The sequence below is a fragment of the Selenomonas sp. genome, from assembly GCF_057272215.1.
This window is the reverse complement of record NZ_DBHIUY010000004.1, coordinates 20,169-34,731: the sequence shown is the minus strand read 5'-3', so window position 1 is coordinate 34,731 and position 14,563 is coordinate 20,169. Positions and strand designations below refer to the sequence as shown.

Genomic DNA, 14,563 nt, shown 5'->3' with positions numbered 1-14,563 from the left:
AAGCGCGAGGATACATAGCCTGTATCCGCCGCGCAAATCCTCAAATCGCTGCGATTGTTATGCCGTTTTCTTCGGCGAGCGCAAGCACTTTCGCCTGATCGACGACGAGCACTCTTCCAGCTTCGATGGCGAGCGCTTTCGCGCCTGCAGCAATCATCGACTCGATCGTCGCCGCGCCGACTGTAGGTACATCGAAGCGCATATCCTGCTGTGGCTTTGCCGCCTTGCCGACGGCAGCGCCGCCGCCCGAGAGCGCACCGCCGCGCCGTATGCAGGCATCCGTACCCTCGATGGCTTCGAGAGCCATGACTGCCTTCTCTTTGACGACGGCAGTCTGCCCGATGTCGTGCCGACCAAGCTCCTTCGCCATCATAAGCGCCATCTCCATGTCCGCACGCTCTTCTTCGGTCGGCTCGCGCTTCGTCAGCGTACCCGCCGCAGGCATCAAAGTTTTCAGAAGCGCCGTCTGATCAAACGCCTCAAGCCCTTCCTTCGCCAGCTCCTTGACGAAAGCGAGCATGATCGTATCATCCTTCTTGTCGGGCAGCGACATCAAAAGCTGCATCATACGCCTATCGGGCTGCTCGTGACTCCCTGCGAAAAGAAGCTCCTTCGTGACCTTGCCGAGAAGTGTCACCTTCGTCACGCCGCGTTCCTTGAGGTAGTCGATGATCGCACCGAGCTTGCTGACGTTGATCGCCCGATGATCGGCGGCGACGGCGGGAAGCTCCGCATCCGTATCCGCGAGAAGCGATACGGCGCTGACCTCAATGCCGAGCGCTTTCGCCGCCTGCGCACAGACGACAGGCAAGCGTCCCACGCCGGCTAACAGTCCAATTTTCTCCAAAGGTTCTCCCTCCGATTTCTTCCGAATCTCTATTCGTTCTCGCGGCGCTCACGGCATATCCCGCGATCCACGTTGCGCAAAAAGCGCAGGAAATGCTCGACCTCTTCGGATGTATCGACTTCCTGCTCAATGACAGCGATCGCCTGTGCAAGACTCAACCCCGAGCGGAAGAGGATCTTGTAGGCTCGCTTGATGTTGCGCCGCGCCTCGACCGCGATGCCCGCGCGCGCGATGCCCACACTGTTCAGCCCGACGACACGCGCCGGATGTCCATCGACGATCGTATAGGGCACGCAGTCCTGCACGACCTTCGACATGCCGCCGATCATCACGTTCCTGCCGATCTTCACGAACTGATGGATACCGCACATGCCTCCTAAGACGGCACGATCCTCGACGACGGCATGACCTGCGATCATCGCTGCATTTGACATGATGACGTGATTGCCGATGACGCAGTTGTGCGCGACATGCGTACAAGCCATGAGCAGACTGTCGCTGCCGATGCGCGTCTCCTCGCCCTCGCCCGTCGCGCGGTGAATGCTCGAATATTCGCGGATCGTCGTGCGGTCGCCGATGATCGTATAGCTCTTCTCACCCTTGAACTTCAGATCCTGCGGCTCCGCGCCGACCGAAGCGAACTGGAAGATATGGCTGTCCCTGCCGACGCTCGTCCAACTGTTGATGACGGCGTGCGGCTCGATACGCGTACCCGCGCCGATTGAAACATTCGCGCCGATCACAGCATGTGCGCCGACCTTGACATTCTCCCCGAGCGTCACGTTCTCCTCGATCACGGCGTAAGGTCCGATCTCCACGCCCTTCGCCACATGCGCACGCGGACTCACAACCGCCGATTCGTGGATGTATGCCACTACTTTGCTGTCTATCATTATTCCCACCCCTTATTCCTCTCGAAAAGAGCTGACAGGATTCCATCTATGCCTTTCAAAATAAAAGAAGGTCTTTGCCGCAGGATCTTACGGAACCGCCAACGATTCCTCGCCCATCCATGCAGGCATACAGCACCATATTATTATAATCCGGCGAACCCTGTCGTATTCTGCCTCGCAAATCTCGGCAAAATCGGCAATTTTCGGGGGTTGATAAAAGACTGGCACCTATTCTCGTGCGAATCTTGCCCTTTAGGACATATTTTCTGCCCTTTGCAGCGCAAAAGTGAAGTCCGCCTTGGCGACGAGTACGTTATCGACATAGCCATCGGCGTGGAGCTTGCCAAAATCGCCGTGAATCTTCGTGATCTTCGCCTTCGTCACGAGCTGATCGCCGGGCACGACAGGCTTCTTGAACTTCACGCCCTCCATGCCGCCGAAGAGCGCGAGCTTGCCGCGGTTCTCCTCGGGGTAGAGCATCGTGATGCCGCCGACCTGCGCCATAGCTTCCAAGATCAGCACGCCCGGCATGATCGGCGAGTCGGGGAAGTGCCCGCGGAAAAAATCTTCCATCATCGTCACACACTTGATGCCCGTCGCCGACTCAAAGGGCACAAGCTCGATGATGCGGTCGACGAGAAGCATCGGCGGACGATGCGGCAAGATCTTCTGAATTTCATTGATGTCCAAAACCATAGTGTTTCGCTCCTTCTTTCTTTCACGGAATATATCCGGCAATCGTAGCAAAGATGCAGCGCCCTTCTATCCGGCGCTCGATTCGAACGCAGCATAAAGCGCTTTCGCGAGCTGTGTATTCAGTGCGTGACCTGACTTCACGGCAATGATATGACCGCGCACGAAGCCGGCGAGGCGAATATCACCGATGAGATCGAGGATCTTATGGCGCACGAGTTCGTCGGGGAAGCGAAGCGCGTTGAGCCAGCGTTCATCGTTATAAACGATGACGTTTTCGAGCGTGCCGCCAAGCCCAAGCCCCGCTTTCTTGAGGGCGTCGACTTCGCCCTCGTAAGCGATCGTACGCGCCGGCGCGATCTCCTTCTCATAGGCGTCCCCGCGAAAGATGAAGTCGCGGTACTGCGTGCCGACAAGCGCGTGTTCGTTGAGTGAAGTGAAGCTCACGCGCAGCCCCTCGCCATACGGCACGGCGATGAGAAAGCGGTCGCCGTCGTCGATGCGATAGACACGATCAATGATGATTTCGCGGCGTTCCTTCTCCTGCTGCACTTTTCCCGCTTCTTTCAAAAGCGTAAAAAAGACGAGCGCACTGCCGTCCGCAACGGGCGGCTCTTCCGCATCCATCTCGACAAAGCAGTTGTCGATGCCGAACGCCGCGAGCGCGCTCATCAGATGCTCGACCGTAAAGACGCGCACACCGCCCTCAGCAAGCGTCGTCGCACGCACCGTCGAGGTCACATGCGGCGCAACCGCACGAATGCGCGGTCCGCCCGCAAGGTCGCGGCGCACGAAAACAATCCCCGCATCGACCGGAGCCGGCATAAGCGAGAGATGCACCATGACGCCGGAATGAAGCCCCACGCCGTCATAATCGATGCGTCGGGCAATCGTCGTCTGAAAGGACATGAAAATCCTCCTCGCTGAGAAATACAAAAAGCGGCGAAAAAAAGCGCAGCTGTCAAATGCAAAAATCCGTTTCAACATCTCCTTATTGTACATAAAAATCGCCGATTGTGCAAGACTGCACGCACAATCGGCGATTCTTACGGCTTTTGCTGCGCCATGAAGCAAAAGCGGTCAATCTTCCTGCTCCCCCTGCGGCAGCGAAAAATTGACGGGCAGCTCGCGAAGATTCGTCTCCAGCCGACGATAGTGAACGCCGGCGGCGGCGAACATGCGCTTCGAAGCGCGGGTGCTGTCGGTCGCCGCATACTTGTCCGAGAGGTAGACGACTTCCTTGATGCCGCACTGGATGATCGCCTTGCAGCATTCGTTGCATGGGAAGAGCGACGTATAGATGCGGCAGCCCGCAAGCGATGTGCTCGCGTTCAAAATCGCATTAAGCTCGGCATGGACGACATAAGCGTACTTCTTCTCGCCGAAATCGCCCGTGCTGCCCCACGGGAACTCTTCATCCGAGCAGCCGTTCGGCATACCGTTATAGCCGACGCCGACGATGTGCTTCGCCTCATTGACGATGCAGGCGCCGACCTGCGTGTGCGGATCCTTGCTGCGATACTTGGAAAAGAGGGCGATGCCCATAAAGTATTCATCCCATGAGATAATCACGGCTTTTCCTCCTCACACATTCCATCCGCTTCCGCTGCTCCATACGCGTGGCTTTCTTCAGGCGCACGATCTGCGTCATGCACCTCTTCGCCGTCCGCCGCAAAAGCAGCGGCAAGCGGCGGCACAGCCTCGCCCAAAAGGGCGCGCAAGCCATCGGCAGCGGTGCGCAGATCGGCGAGCTTCGCCGTTTCGCCGTCTTTGACGGCGAGCATATTTTCCGCATCCTTCGCCATCTGCTCGTGCAGCGTGCGCACCTCGGCAAGCATCGGCAGCAGATCTTGCGCACCGCTCGGGCGGTTGCCCGCGCGTTTTGCCGTCTCTTCCAACTGCGCCGCCGTATCGGCGAGCGCACGAAGCGCCGCGCGGCTCTCCTTCGCCCCCGCGCCGCCCGCTTCGATGGCAGCGGCGGCTCTGGCGACGTCGTCTCCGAGCGCCGACAAAAGCTCCGCCGCATTCGACGAGAGCTTGCCCGCATCTTCCGACAAGCGGCGCACCTGATCGGCGACGGCGGCGAAGCGTCTGCCTGCATCGCCCGCACGCGCCGCCTCGACCGCCGCATTGAACGCCAAGAGGTTCGTCTGGCTTGCAAGCTCTGCGACTTCGACGAGCGTCTCGCCGATCGCCGCCGCCCGCTTGGAAAGCGTGCGTGCGATCTCATCCGCCGCCCGAAGCTCCTTGGCGACTTCGCCCGTGCGCGCCGCCGCCGCATTCGCAGCCGCGCGGCTCTCGCTGAGGCGGCGGCGCGTCTCCTCGGCTTCCTTCTTTACTTCATGCGCATCGCCCTCGCCTGCACGCCCCTGCGCATCGGCGAGAAGAGCCGCCGCCTTTTCCGCCTGCGCCTTCCACGCGCCGACCTGCGCGAGCGCCGATTCCATCACCTGCGCCTGCGCCTCCGTCCCCGCAAGAAGCGTCGTGCAGAAAGCGCCCATGCGCGAAAGCGCTTCAGCAGGCACAGCTTCGAACGCCGCATCGGCAAGCGGAGCGCGATGCACCTGCAGCTCTTCCGCCGCAGACACATGCGCCTCCTCGGGCATGGGCGGCGGCGTATCCTCGCCCCCGCTTTCATCTGCGCCCTGCAAGTGGAGAGCGATGCGCCCCGTATAGGCAAGCAGAAGCCCCAGCCCCGTGAGCACGAGAAGCAGCAGCCCCAGTCCCGCCAAAGCCAAAGAATTTGTCAGCGTGCCGAGAGAACGCGCTTCCGAAGCCTCAGGCACACCGACGAAGATCATGCCGATCGCCTCACCGTCGATGTCGAAGAGCGTGTGATACGAGCCGATCGGGCGCAGGCCGCCAAGATCAGAGCGACCGAGATACGGCGTGCAGCCCGTGAGCACGATCTTCGTGACAGCGGCGTCCGCTTTTTGCCCGGCAAGACGCTTATCGTCCGTCTCGTAAGTCGAAGCCGCGACTGTATCGCCGACGAAGAGCGCGATCTCCGAGCCGGTGACTTCCTTCAAGTGATCGACAAAACTGTTGTTGTCGTTGAGCAGCCGGCCGCCCTTGTAGATGCGCCCGTCCTGCACCGTCCAGTCACCGGGATGCGTCGCCTCAAGCAGCAAGAGGACGCCGCGCATATCGGCATCGACCTTTTCCTTCCAGATCGTCGCATTCGACGTGCGCGCGCTGTCGTAAGCATGATAGCCAAGCGCGAGGAAAGCCGCGAAAAAAAACAGCGCAAAAAGGACGACGCCGCGCCTCAAACGCGCTGCATCATCCTTGCTTCGAAAGAGATGGGATAGGAGAGATGTTTTCTTATCGTTGCCCTGCATATCAGCGAACCACCATGACGGGGCAATGCACATGCTGCAGCACATACTGACTGACGCTGCCCATTAAGAACCCCTGCAGCCTGCCAAGCCCGCGGCTGCCCATGACGACGAGATCATACCCTTCATCGTCCGCCGTTTCCACGATCACCTCGGCGGGCGAGCCGATCTCCACCATACTGTTTGTGCGAATATCCTCGGGCACCTCGCGCAAGATCTTCGCCAGCTCCTTATAGGCTCCTTCCTTCAACTCCGCCGGTACGTAGCCGCCCAAGCTCACGCGCTCAAAAGCGGCGACCTCCGCATTGAGATCGACGACCGAGAGCAGCATGAGCGCCGCCCCCTGCAGACGCGCAATGTGCGCCGCCTGCCGCACAGCCTGCTGCGCCTGCTCCGAGCCGTCGTAAGGCACGAGAATCCTCCGGATCTCGCTGTCCTTGAAATCCATCATCTTGCTTACCTCCCGAAATCTCCCAAATCCTCCCATGAATATTTTTTATTTCGCCAACGATGGGAAAAATTCCTCTTTTCTATTAAAAACGAAAATCACGCATCCCGTCGCCGAGCTCCTTGAGATAGCGCGCCGCCTTTTCCTTGACGGCAGGGTTCGGGATGTCCGCCCACTGTTCCTTTATGACGCGCTCGCCCTTTTCCTGCGTCGTCTCTTTCGCATAGTCCTCCAAGTATTCCTTCAGCGTCATGAGCGCATTCGGCAGACAGCAGTTCTTGATCTGGCCGCTCTTGCAAAGGCTCATGAAGCGGTCACCCGTGCGGCCTGCACGGTAGCACGCCGTGCAGAAACTCGGCACATAGCCGAGGTCGAGGAGCCATTCGATGACCTCATCCAACGTGCGCGTATCGTTGACGTCGAACTGCGCCGAATTTTCCGTCGGGGCTTCCTTCTTCTCATAACCGCCGACGCTCGTCGAGGATGCGCCCGAGATCTGCGAGATGCCGAGATCGAGGACGCGCCGACGGCTCTCCTCCGATTCCCTCGTCGAGACGATCATGCCGGTGTACGGCACAGCGATGCGGATGACGGCGACGATCTTGGCGAAGATGTCGTCGTCGATGGCGTTGGAAAACGCGCCGGGGTCGATGTCATCCGCCGGACGAATGCGCGGCACGCTGATCGTATGCGGACCGACGCCGAAACGCGCTTCCAGATGCTCGGCGTGCATCAAAAGCCCGACGAAGTCGTAGCGATAGAGGTTCAGCCCGAAGAGCACGCCGCAGCCGACATCGTCGATGCCGCCCTCCATCGCGCGGTCCATCGCCTCCGTATGCCATGCGTAATCGTGCTTCGGCCCCGTCGGATGGAGCTTTTCGTAATTCTCCTTGTGGTACGTTTCCTGAAAGAGGATGTATGTGCCGATGCCCGCGTCCCGGAGCTTTCGGTAGTTCTCGACCGTCGTCGCCGCGATATTGACGTTCACGCGGCGAATTGCACCGTTCCTATGCTTGATCGCGTAGATCGTCCGGATGCTCTCAAGCACATAGTCGATCGGATTGTGCAGCGGATCTTCCCCCGTTTCAAGCGCGAGCCGCTTGTGCCCCATATCCTGCAGCGCGACGACCTCGCGGCGAATCTCATCCTGTGTAAGCTTCTTGCGGCGAATCTTTCGATTCTTCGCATGGTAGGGACAGTAGACGCAGCCGTTTACGCAATAGTTCGAGAGATACAGCGGCGCAAAAAGCACGATGCGCTTGCCGTAAAGCTCTTCCTTGATCTCCTTGGCAAGCGAAAACATCCGCTCCAAAAGATCGGGTGCATCAACCGCGAGCAGGAGCGCCGCCTCGCGATGCGTCAGCCCCTTGCAGTCGCGCGCACGCATCAAAAGGCGCTCCACGAGTGCACGGTCATCCTTATTCGCTTCCGCCCACGCGAGCGTCGCAAGGATTTCTTCATGATGAATGAATTCCTCGGCGCGTGCGGATTTCGGATCGTATTTTGTCATGCTTACGCCCCCTCATCTCTCAGAGCATAGCCTTTAGAGATCACAGATACATCCGGCCGCCCGCCAGCACACATCCGAGCGGCTTCGTTTCTATCCGCGCGTCCTTTACCATCCCGCTTCTTCGACGAGCGACGGCATATAGCGGCGAAAGAGCGCCATTTCCTCATCGCTCCATTCCGCCGACTGCACGCCTGCTAGGAAATATTCCCGAAAGAGTTCGGGGCGATGCCGCAAATGGTAGGTTATATCAGGCAAATACTTATGAACGAGCCGAATTGCTCGCTTGTTGCGCTCTTTCAGCTTGCACGCGGTCAAACTGCCCTCGTGCATCCGATAGCGATACAGCGTCTTTTTGATATGCGCAATACAGCCGTAGCGTATCAATATGCGCAGCCAGTAGTCATAATCTTCCAAGAGAAACATCTCGGGATCGTAACCGCCGATTTCCTCAAGAACTTGACGCCGATAGAGGAAACATGCCCCGATGCGGTTCTGAACGAACATTTTCCACGGATCGGCGTCAAACTGCTCCGATTTCTCCAAGCGGCTCTCCGGCATATAGAGAATATCCATCGCCGCATTGACCATCATATACTCGGGAAAGCGCCGCAGGTAAGAAACCATCTCGCGAAGCGCCTCGGGGGCATACGCATTGTCGTCGCTCGTCCACGTGAGGAATTCGCCGCGCGTCTCGGCAAAGCCGATGTTCAGCGAGCGCGGCAGCCGTTGATTCTCCTCGTTGTGTACGATGCGTATGCGTTTGTCGCGTGCGGCATATGCAGCCAAAATCGCCGGCGTCGCATCCTTCGAACAATCATCGACGACGATAAGCTCCCAATCCCGCATCGTCTGCGCCAAGATGCTGTCTATGGACTCGCGCAGATACTTTTCGCCGTTGTAAACAGGCAAAACAATGGAAATCAGCGGTTCATGCAGTCTCTCATCTTCCATAGTTATCTGTCTCCCCCTGTCTTTAGGAGCCGCTCTTGAAGGAAGCGAAGCCATAGTCCAAGAGTGCGGCGGCTTCCAAAGCGCGCGTCTCCTCGTCGTCCGAGTGCATGACGACGGCGATCAGCTCCGTATCGCCGCGCACGGCGGACGCCGCCAGGCAGCCTTTCGCCGCGCGTGTCCAGCCGGTCTTTAGCCCGGTGCAGCCCGGGTAGTCATAGAGAAGCGCGTTCGTGTTTTCACAATAGGTTTTGTAGCCTGTGGGCTGCAAATAATAGATCGTACTCGCTTTCGTGCCTACAATCTTGCGAAATTCGGGATTCCTAAGACCGTAAGCGGCGATGAGGGCGATGTCATGCGCCGTCGAATAGTGATTCGCATCGGGCATACCGTTCGGATTGACGAAGTTCGTATGAAACGCGCCGATCTCTCGCGCCTTGGTGTTCATCATCCTCGCAAACTTCTCTTCCGAGCCGCCGAGCGTCTCGGCGATCGCGAGCGCGGCGCCGTTGTCGGAGATCAGCATCATCTGGCGCGTGAGATCTCGGAGCCGCACCTGCTCACCGGGGCGGACGCGCGTTGACTCTACGTCGGCGGCAAACGGCGTGATCGTCACGGCGAGATCGGATTTGCCGCTCTCGACGGAGAGAATGCACGTCATCATCTTCGTCATACTCGCAGGATACTCGCGCTTGTCGCCATTTTTCTCGTAAAGCACCTCGCCCGTCTTCGCATTTATGAGGATCGCCGCATCCGCCGTCATCGAACGCACGCTCGCCGGCGGCGGCGCAGAAGCACGCGCTGCGGGCGGCGTCGCCGCAAGAGGCGCCGGCTCCTTGGCGGCGCTCGGCGCAGTCCTGCGCTGCGCAGGCTGTCCAAAAGCAATCGTGCGCCGCGCCGTGCCGCCGTGCTGCGGCTCCGTATGCACCGAAGTCTCGCCTACATCGTGCGCACGCTCGCTGACTGCGGCGGGCGCGTGCGCCGCCAATGCGAACGGCGAGCCGACCGCTGAAGCCAAAAGCACAAACGCCGCCAAGCCGACGCGCAAAACGCCGCGCCCCAAGGCAAGACCAGAGCTTCTTGATTTTTCAAAAGAAAAGAATTTTCGTACCCCCAGCAAAAGATCTTCCCCCTTACATCGCCTTGACCGGCACAGGGCCGCGCGAGAGCGCGATGGCGCCCGTACGCGCGATCTCGATGATGCCGTACTCGGAAAGCACCTCAGACAAAGCGTCGATCTTGTCGCCCTCACCCGTAAGCTCAATGACGACATTCTCCTTGCTCACATCGACGATGCGCGCTCGGAAAATGTTGACGACATTGATGATGTCAGCTCGCGTCTCCTTTGTCGCACGCACCTTGATGAGTACGAGTTCGCGCTTGATCGAATCCACTTCGCTGAGATTGACGATCTTGATGACGTCGATGAGTTTCGCGAGCTGCGTCGTGACCTGCGCGAGTTCGCGTTCATCCTCGACGGACACGACAATATTGATGCGCGTCACGTCCGGCTCTTCCGTATAGCCCGCCGAAATGCTCTCGATGTTGAACGCGCGTCGGCTGATGAGCCCCGAGATATGCGTGAGGACGCCCGGCTTATTGTCGAGAAGCGCCGCGAGGAAAAATTTCTGCATCATGGTTAATTCAACCGCCTTCCTGCCGCCTTGGATCGCCCTTGGGCGGCAACCTCATCATATCACAGATGGGCGAACGACGCCACATGCTGCCATGCGATTGCGAGGAACTTGTCGCGCAACGCGTCGCTCCAGATCTCCCGATGCCCCTCGCGCTCATAAAGACGCCAAGTATAGGCGCTCATGTTGATCGTGCCGTCCAAACGCGTCAAATCTTTCGTCTCCAGACGAAACTCATGCTCCTTCGTGCGTATGTCGAGCTTGTACGTCTGTCCCGGAAATACCGAGTTCGAAATTACATATTCACGCGCCTTGCCGCCGAACGCAGCGGGCAGATTCGCATCCAGCGTTTCATCCACAGGCAGTCCCGCCTCGTGCATGACAATGGCATGAAGATCGAGACTGCTCACAAGCTCATCCGTCACGCCGAGCGCAGGAACGCCTGCGCCGCGCACCATCAAAGCCGTACCGCAGCGCTCATCGCTGAAAAAGAACGGATCCGCGCTATGAATCGAAATGCCATGATCGGAATACGCATTGATGATGTACTCATCCTCTGCATAATGCTCCTCAATGTATCGAAACAGCTCGCCGAGATCCCGATCCATGCGCTCAATCGCAACCATGTTATCGTAAACATTGCGCCGCTTTCCATCGAGAACGAACGCTCGCTCCCTCGGCGTCCCCTGATAAACGCGCTCCTGCCACGGGAGCTTCGCCTGTGTCTTAAACCGCGGCGGCACTACGTACGAAACAACGGGATGCGAATCCTCGACATGAAGAAATACATAGTTATCGCATTCATCAAAGGCATCGAGATGATCCATCGTCCGCTTGACGCCCTCATACGCCGGATGGGTGATGCAAGGAGATACAAGCATACGATCATAGCCGCGCTTGTACCCGCAGCCGATGCCCGAAGAATCGCCCATCGTCTGCACACAGTGATAGCCAAGCTCCTTCATGCGCTCCGAAAGCACCTTTTTCTCCGGTGGAAGATCCATGCACACATCCCCGTGGAAGACTTGGCTCCGATGCATATGCAATCCCGTCTCTATCGTGCTGAGAGAAGCAAACGTATACTCAGCGACAGAAAATGCCTGATCAAAAATCACACCTTTAGAAAAAAAGCGCAGGAGATTCGGTATGGCGCTAAAACCATCGCGACGCATCGCCGGCCATGACAAGCCGTCGAGCAGCAGATTCAAAATCAAGCGCCTGCGTTTGGGGCTGTGTACGAGCGGCACCGGTTCCGTCACCGCAAACGTCCTGTCTGAAACGGCAAGATGCGTGTCGCTCTCCATTCGCAAAAGTCCGAACTCTCCCAGCCCCGTATAGAAATCCCCTCGGCTTTTTCCATCGTTCAGCATGATGGTCTGATGCAGAAGTTCCACCGGCGCAACAGCGACAAGGACAGGCGCTTCTCTCGATGCCGGAATCGTCAGAGACGTCTCAAGCGTCGCCTTTCGCAAATCAAAGGTAATGTTCGCGAAAACATCCAACTTCTCATGAAGCGCCCGGCTCACATCCGCCAAACGCAGCGCACGCACATGAAAAAACACGTCCGAATTATAGATGCCGCACCAAAGACGCCTGCCTTCTTTTTCTGACGAAAGGAGAAACTTGCCAAACAGAGGATACAGATGCGTCTCGATCTCTCCCTGCGGCGACCGCTCAACTTCCTCGTAAAAGGGCGCCTGATACGCCGTCAGCCTTCCCAGATAAAACGCCTGCCGCACCGCCGGATCTTCGAGCCGAAGCGAAAAACCCGGAATCTCTCCCGTATGCCTGTGACAAAGCCCCTTGAATCGCGCGGCAAGCGTCTCCTCGCCCATCGCGTCATAGATGTCAACGAGCAGCCGCCACACGCCCACATGGACGACGCGAAGCGCATACGCGCGCTCTGCCAAAAGACGCGCCTCGCGCAAATCGCCGAGAGCGAAGGAAAGAACCGCCCGGATAAACAAAGGCTCCGATTCATCGCTGCTCAAGGCGGCAAATTCCGCTGCCAGCTCTTTTGCCTGCGGCGGGAAGGAGCGCTGCTCCAAACAGCGGAAAAGCTGCTCTCGAAGCTCAAATACGCGTACTTCCCGCAGAGCCGCCGCCATGAGAGAAAGCCGCTCCTCCATCGGCGCATCGAGAATCATCGCACGCACCGCATCGAAAAAGCGCGTGCCGCCTTCGTACAGCAGGAAGCGATTCTCCGTTTGCAGGAAAATGACGGAACTGTCTTCATCCACAGGAAACAGCAGAAAGGGCAGCGCATCATAGGCGGGAAACACATGCGCTGCGGCAGGAACCTGCGCCTTCTGCGCCGCTTTTTCAGCCAATGTCGTACGCGCCCTCTCGTAGTTTTCGCACATAGAAGCAGCGTTCGGCACATAAAGAAGCTCCTGCAGAAAAGAGAGCATCTCCTCGTTTGGAAAACGATTGTACTGTTCCATAAGACTGAGCACGGCTGCCCGATAGCCCGCCGCATCTTCCGCAGCCGCCGTTTCCTGCATTCGTGCAATCAGCTGCAGCTCTTCTTCACACATCCTATCGCCGCCTTCCCTACTCGCTCTCCAAGACCATCTCATCGAGACTCCTGCCGCCCGGCACCATAGGAAGGACATCGACGTTGCCCGGCGCCACGACGTCGAGGAGCATAGGCTCCTCACCGGCAAGAGCCGCTTTGAGATCGGTCTCCAGCCGTGCCGGATCGTCGATGCGGAGCGCCTTGATACCCATCGCCTCGGCGAGTTTCACGAAATCCGTACGGCCGGGAAGAAGCGTTTCGGCGTAGTGCTTGTTGTAGAACATGCGCTGCCACTGTGTGACCATGCCGAGCACGCGGTTGTGTACGACGATGATCTTCACGGCGATGCCGTTATCCGCCGCCGTCGCCATCTCCTGGCAATTCATCATGATGCTGCCGTCGCCCGTGAAGAGGATGACCTGCTGGGCGGGGCGCGCGACTTTTGCGCCGATGGCGGCGGGCAGACCGTACCCCATCGTACCGAGACCGCCCGACGTCAGAAAGCGGCGCGGCTCCTTCGCATCATAATACTGCGCCGTCCACATCTGATGCTGCCCGACATCGGTCACGATGATCGCGTCATCATCGGCAAGCTTGCTGACCATCTCGACAATCTGCTGCGGCATGATGCAGCCTGCAATTTTTCTATAAGAAAGCGGCTTCTCACGATTCATCTCGACCGTGCTGCGGCTCCACTTCGAAAACCGGGTGTGAAAATCCACGCCGAGCGTGCGCAGCCTTTCCTTGAAAAGCGGCAGCGACCAGCGCAGATCGCCGAGGACGCGGCAGTCGGCGACGACGTTCTTGTTGACCTCGACGGGGTCAACCTCGAAGTGTACAATCCGCGCACGCGGCGCAAAGCCCGCAACGCAGCTTGTCACGCGGTCGTCGAACCGCATACCGACGGCAATGAGCAAATCGCACGTTTGAATCGCCATATTCGCCGCATACGTCCCGTGCATCCCCGCCATGCCGAGGAAGTTCTCCCGCGCATTCGGCACGCAGCCGATGCCCATGAGCGTCGTGACCACAGGCATACCCGTGCCGTCCAAGATCTCGCGGACGTCGTCCGCAACGCCTGCGAGCGTCACGCCGCCGCCTAGAATCATGAGCGGGCGCGTCGCCTCAGCGACCGCCTTTGCCGCCCGCTCTACCTCCGAAGGATCACCCGAAAAGTCTGCCGCATAGCCCTTCAAGTACACCTCTTCCGGGTATGCGTAATCAAGCTCCTGCGTGAAAACATCCTTGGCGATGTCAACCGTGACCGGTCCCGGCCGCCCCGTACGCGCGATGAAAAACGCTTCCTTCAGCACCTGCGGCAAATCCTTCGCCGCTTTCACGAGGTAGTTGTGCTTCGTGATCGGCGTCGTGATGCCGCAGATATCCGCCTCTTGAAAAGAGTCCTTGCCGATGTAAGGATTGCCGACCTGCCCGGTAATAGCGACGAGCGGGATCGAATCCATGTACGCCGTCGCGATGCCCGTCACGAGGTTCGTACCGCCCGGGCCGGACGTGGCAAGGCATACGCCGACCTCTCCCGTCGCACGCGCGTAGCCGTCCGCCGCATGAGCCGCGCCCTGCTCATGCCGCACAAGGATATGCGGAAACTTCTCCGTATAAATCGCATCGTACAGATCGAGCACCGCGCCGCCCGGATAGCCGAAAACGACTTTGACCCCCTCTTTGCGCAGGCTTTCCAAAACCGCCTGCGCCCCATTCATCTTCAAAACAAAC

The 14,563-nt window shown here is 58.7% G+C and carries 13 protein-coding genes; all 13 read right to left on the bottom strand.

Translation table 11 applies throughout. The annotated features are described in order from the left end of the window. Positions 1-40 precede the first annotated feature (40 nt). Positions 41-847 (bottom strand): LpxI family protein, encoded by an 807-nt coding sequence (locus tag ACO5Z0_RS04375; protein WP_485649358.1) that lies wholly within the window; start codon positions 845-847, stop codon positions 41-43. A gap of 29 nt (positions 848-876) precedes the next feature. Continuing rightward, the gene (gene lpxA / locus ACO5Z0_RS04370; protein WP_442672693.1) at positions 877-1,740 is read right to left on the bottom strand and encodes an acyl-ACP--UDP-N-acetylglucosamine O-acyltransferase; all 864 of its coding nucleotides are present in this window, start codon (positions 1,738-1,740) and stop codon (positions 877-879) included. A 252-nt stretch (positions 1,741-1,992) separates the two neighbouring features. Beyond that, the gene (fabZ, locus tag ACO5Z0_RS04365) at positions 1,993-2,436 is read right to left on the bottom strand and encodes a 3-hydroxyacyl-ACP dehydratase FabZ (RefSeq protein WP_442672694.1); all 444 of its coding nucleotides are present in this window, start codon (positions 2,434-2,436) and stop codon (positions 1,993-1,995) included. A 66-nt stretch (positions 2,437-2,502) separates the two neighbouring features. Continuing rightward, complete coding sequence (lpxC, locus tag ACO5Z0_RS04360; protein ID WP_485649357.1) at positions 2,503-3,342, bottom strand: UDP-3-O-acyl-N-acetylglucosamine deacetylase; 840 nt, start codon at positions 3,340-3,342, stop codon at positions 2,503-2,505. 171 nt (positions 3,343-3,513) lie between these two features. Then, positions 3,514-4,005, bottom strand: coding sequence for a deoxycytidylate deaminase (locus tag ACO5Z0_RS04355; RefSeq protein WP_442673666.1), 492 nt, complete (start codon positions 4,003-4,005; stop codon positions 3,514-3,516). Further along, positions 4,002-5,807, bottom strand: coding sequence for a methyl-accepting chemotaxis protein (locus ACO5Z0_RS04350; RefSeq protein ID WP_485649356.1), 1,806 nt, complete (start codon positions 5,805-5,807; stop codon positions 4,002-4,004). The genes ACO5Z0_RS04355 and ACO5Z0_RS04350 overlap by 4 nt, the downstream gene beginning before the upstream one ends. Continuing rightward, entirely contained in the window at positions 5,776-6,222 is a 447-nt protein-coding gene (locus tag ACO5Z0_RS04345; protein ID WP_485649355.1) for a universal stress protein, read from the bottom strand. The genes ACO5Z0_RS04350 and ACO5Z0_RS04345 overlap by 32 nt, the downstream gene beginning before the upstream one ends. A gap of 82 nt (positions 6,223-6,304) precedes the next feature. Then, a complete protein-coding gene (gene hydG, locus ACO5Z0_RS04340; RefSeq protein ID WP_485649354.1) occupies positions 6,305-7,729 on the bottom strand; it encodes a [FeFe] hydrogenase H-cluster radical SAM maturase HydG in 1,425 nt (474 codons plus the stop codon). A 105-nt stretch (positions 7,730-7,834) separates the two neighbouring features. Further along, entirely contained in the window at positions 7,835-8,680 is an 846-nt protein-coding gene (locus ACO5Z0_RS04335; protein WP_485649353.1) for a glycosyltransferase family 2 protein, read from the bottom strand. 22 nt (positions 8,681-8,702) lie between these two features. After that, positions 8,703-9,797 (bottom strand): D-alanyl-D-alanine carboxypeptidase family protein, encoded by a 1,095-nt coding sequence (locus ACO5Z0_RS04330; RefSeq protein ID WP_485649352.1) that lies wholly within the window; start codon positions 9,795-9,797, stop codon positions 8,703-8,705. Positions 9,798-9,810: 13 nt separating this feature from the next. Then, positions 9,811-10,311 (bottom strand): acetolactate synthase small subunit, encoded by a 501-nt coding sequence (gene ilvN / locus ACO5Z0_RS04325; RefSeq protein ID WP_442673673.1) that lies wholly within the window; start codon positions 10,309-10,311, stop codon positions 9,811-9,813. Positions 10,312-10,373: 62 nt separating this feature from the next. Further along, positions 10,374-12,848, bottom strand: a complete 2,475-nt coding sequence (locus tag ACO5Z0_RS04320; protein ID WP_485649351.1) for a sulfatase-like hydrolase/transferase — start codon at positions 12,846-12,848, stop codon at positions 10,374-10,376. A 16-nt stretch (positions 12,849-12,864) separates the two neighbouring features. Continuing rightward, positions 12,865-14,556: a biosynthetic-type acetolactate synthase large subunit gene (gene ilvB / locus ACO5Z0_RS04315; protein WP_485649350.1), complete on the bottom strand. Its 1,692-nt coding sequence runs from the start codon at positions 14,554-14,556 to the stop codon at positions 12,865-12,867. Positions 14,557-14,563 lie beyond the last annotated feature (7 nt).

Bases quoted from the DNA above. Each gene is read 5' to 3' on its own strand.
- ACO5Z0_RS04335 (WP_485649353.1), bottom strand. From the start codon at position 8,680: ATGGAAGATGAGAGACTGCATGAACCGCTGATTTCCATTGTTTTGCCT.
- ACO5Z0_RS04320 (WP_485649351.1), bottom strand. From the start codon at position 12,848: ATGTGTGAAGAAGAGCTGCAGCTGATTGCACGAATGCAGGAAACGGCG.
- fabZ (WP_442672694.1), bottom strand. From the start codon at position 2,436: ATGGTTTTGGACATCAATGAAATTCAGAAGATCTTGCCGCATCGTCCG.
- lpxA (WP_442672693.1), bottom strand. From the start codon at position 1,740: ATGATAGACAGCAAAGTAGTGGCATACATCCACGAATCGGCGGTTGTG.
- ilvN (WP_442673673.1), bottom strand. From the start codon at position 10,311: ATGCAGAAATTTTTCCTCGCGGCGCTTCTCGACAATAAGCCGGGCGTC.
- hydG (WP_485649354.1), bottom strand. From the start codon at position 7,729: ATGACAAAATACGATCCGAAATCCGCACGCGCCGAGGAATTCATTCAT.
- ACO5Z0_RS04350 (WP_485649356.1), bottom strand. From the start codon at position 5,807: ATGTGCATTGCCCCGTCATGGTGGTTCGCTGATATGCAGGGCAACGAT.
- lpxC (WP_485649357.1), bottom strand. From the start codon at position 3,342: ATGTCCTTTCAGACGACGATTGCCCGACGCATCGATTATGACGGCGTG.
- ACO5Z0_RS04345 (WP_485649355.1), bottom strand. From the start codon at position 6,222: ATGATGGATTTCAAGGACAGCGAGATCCGGAGGATTCTCGTGCCTTAC.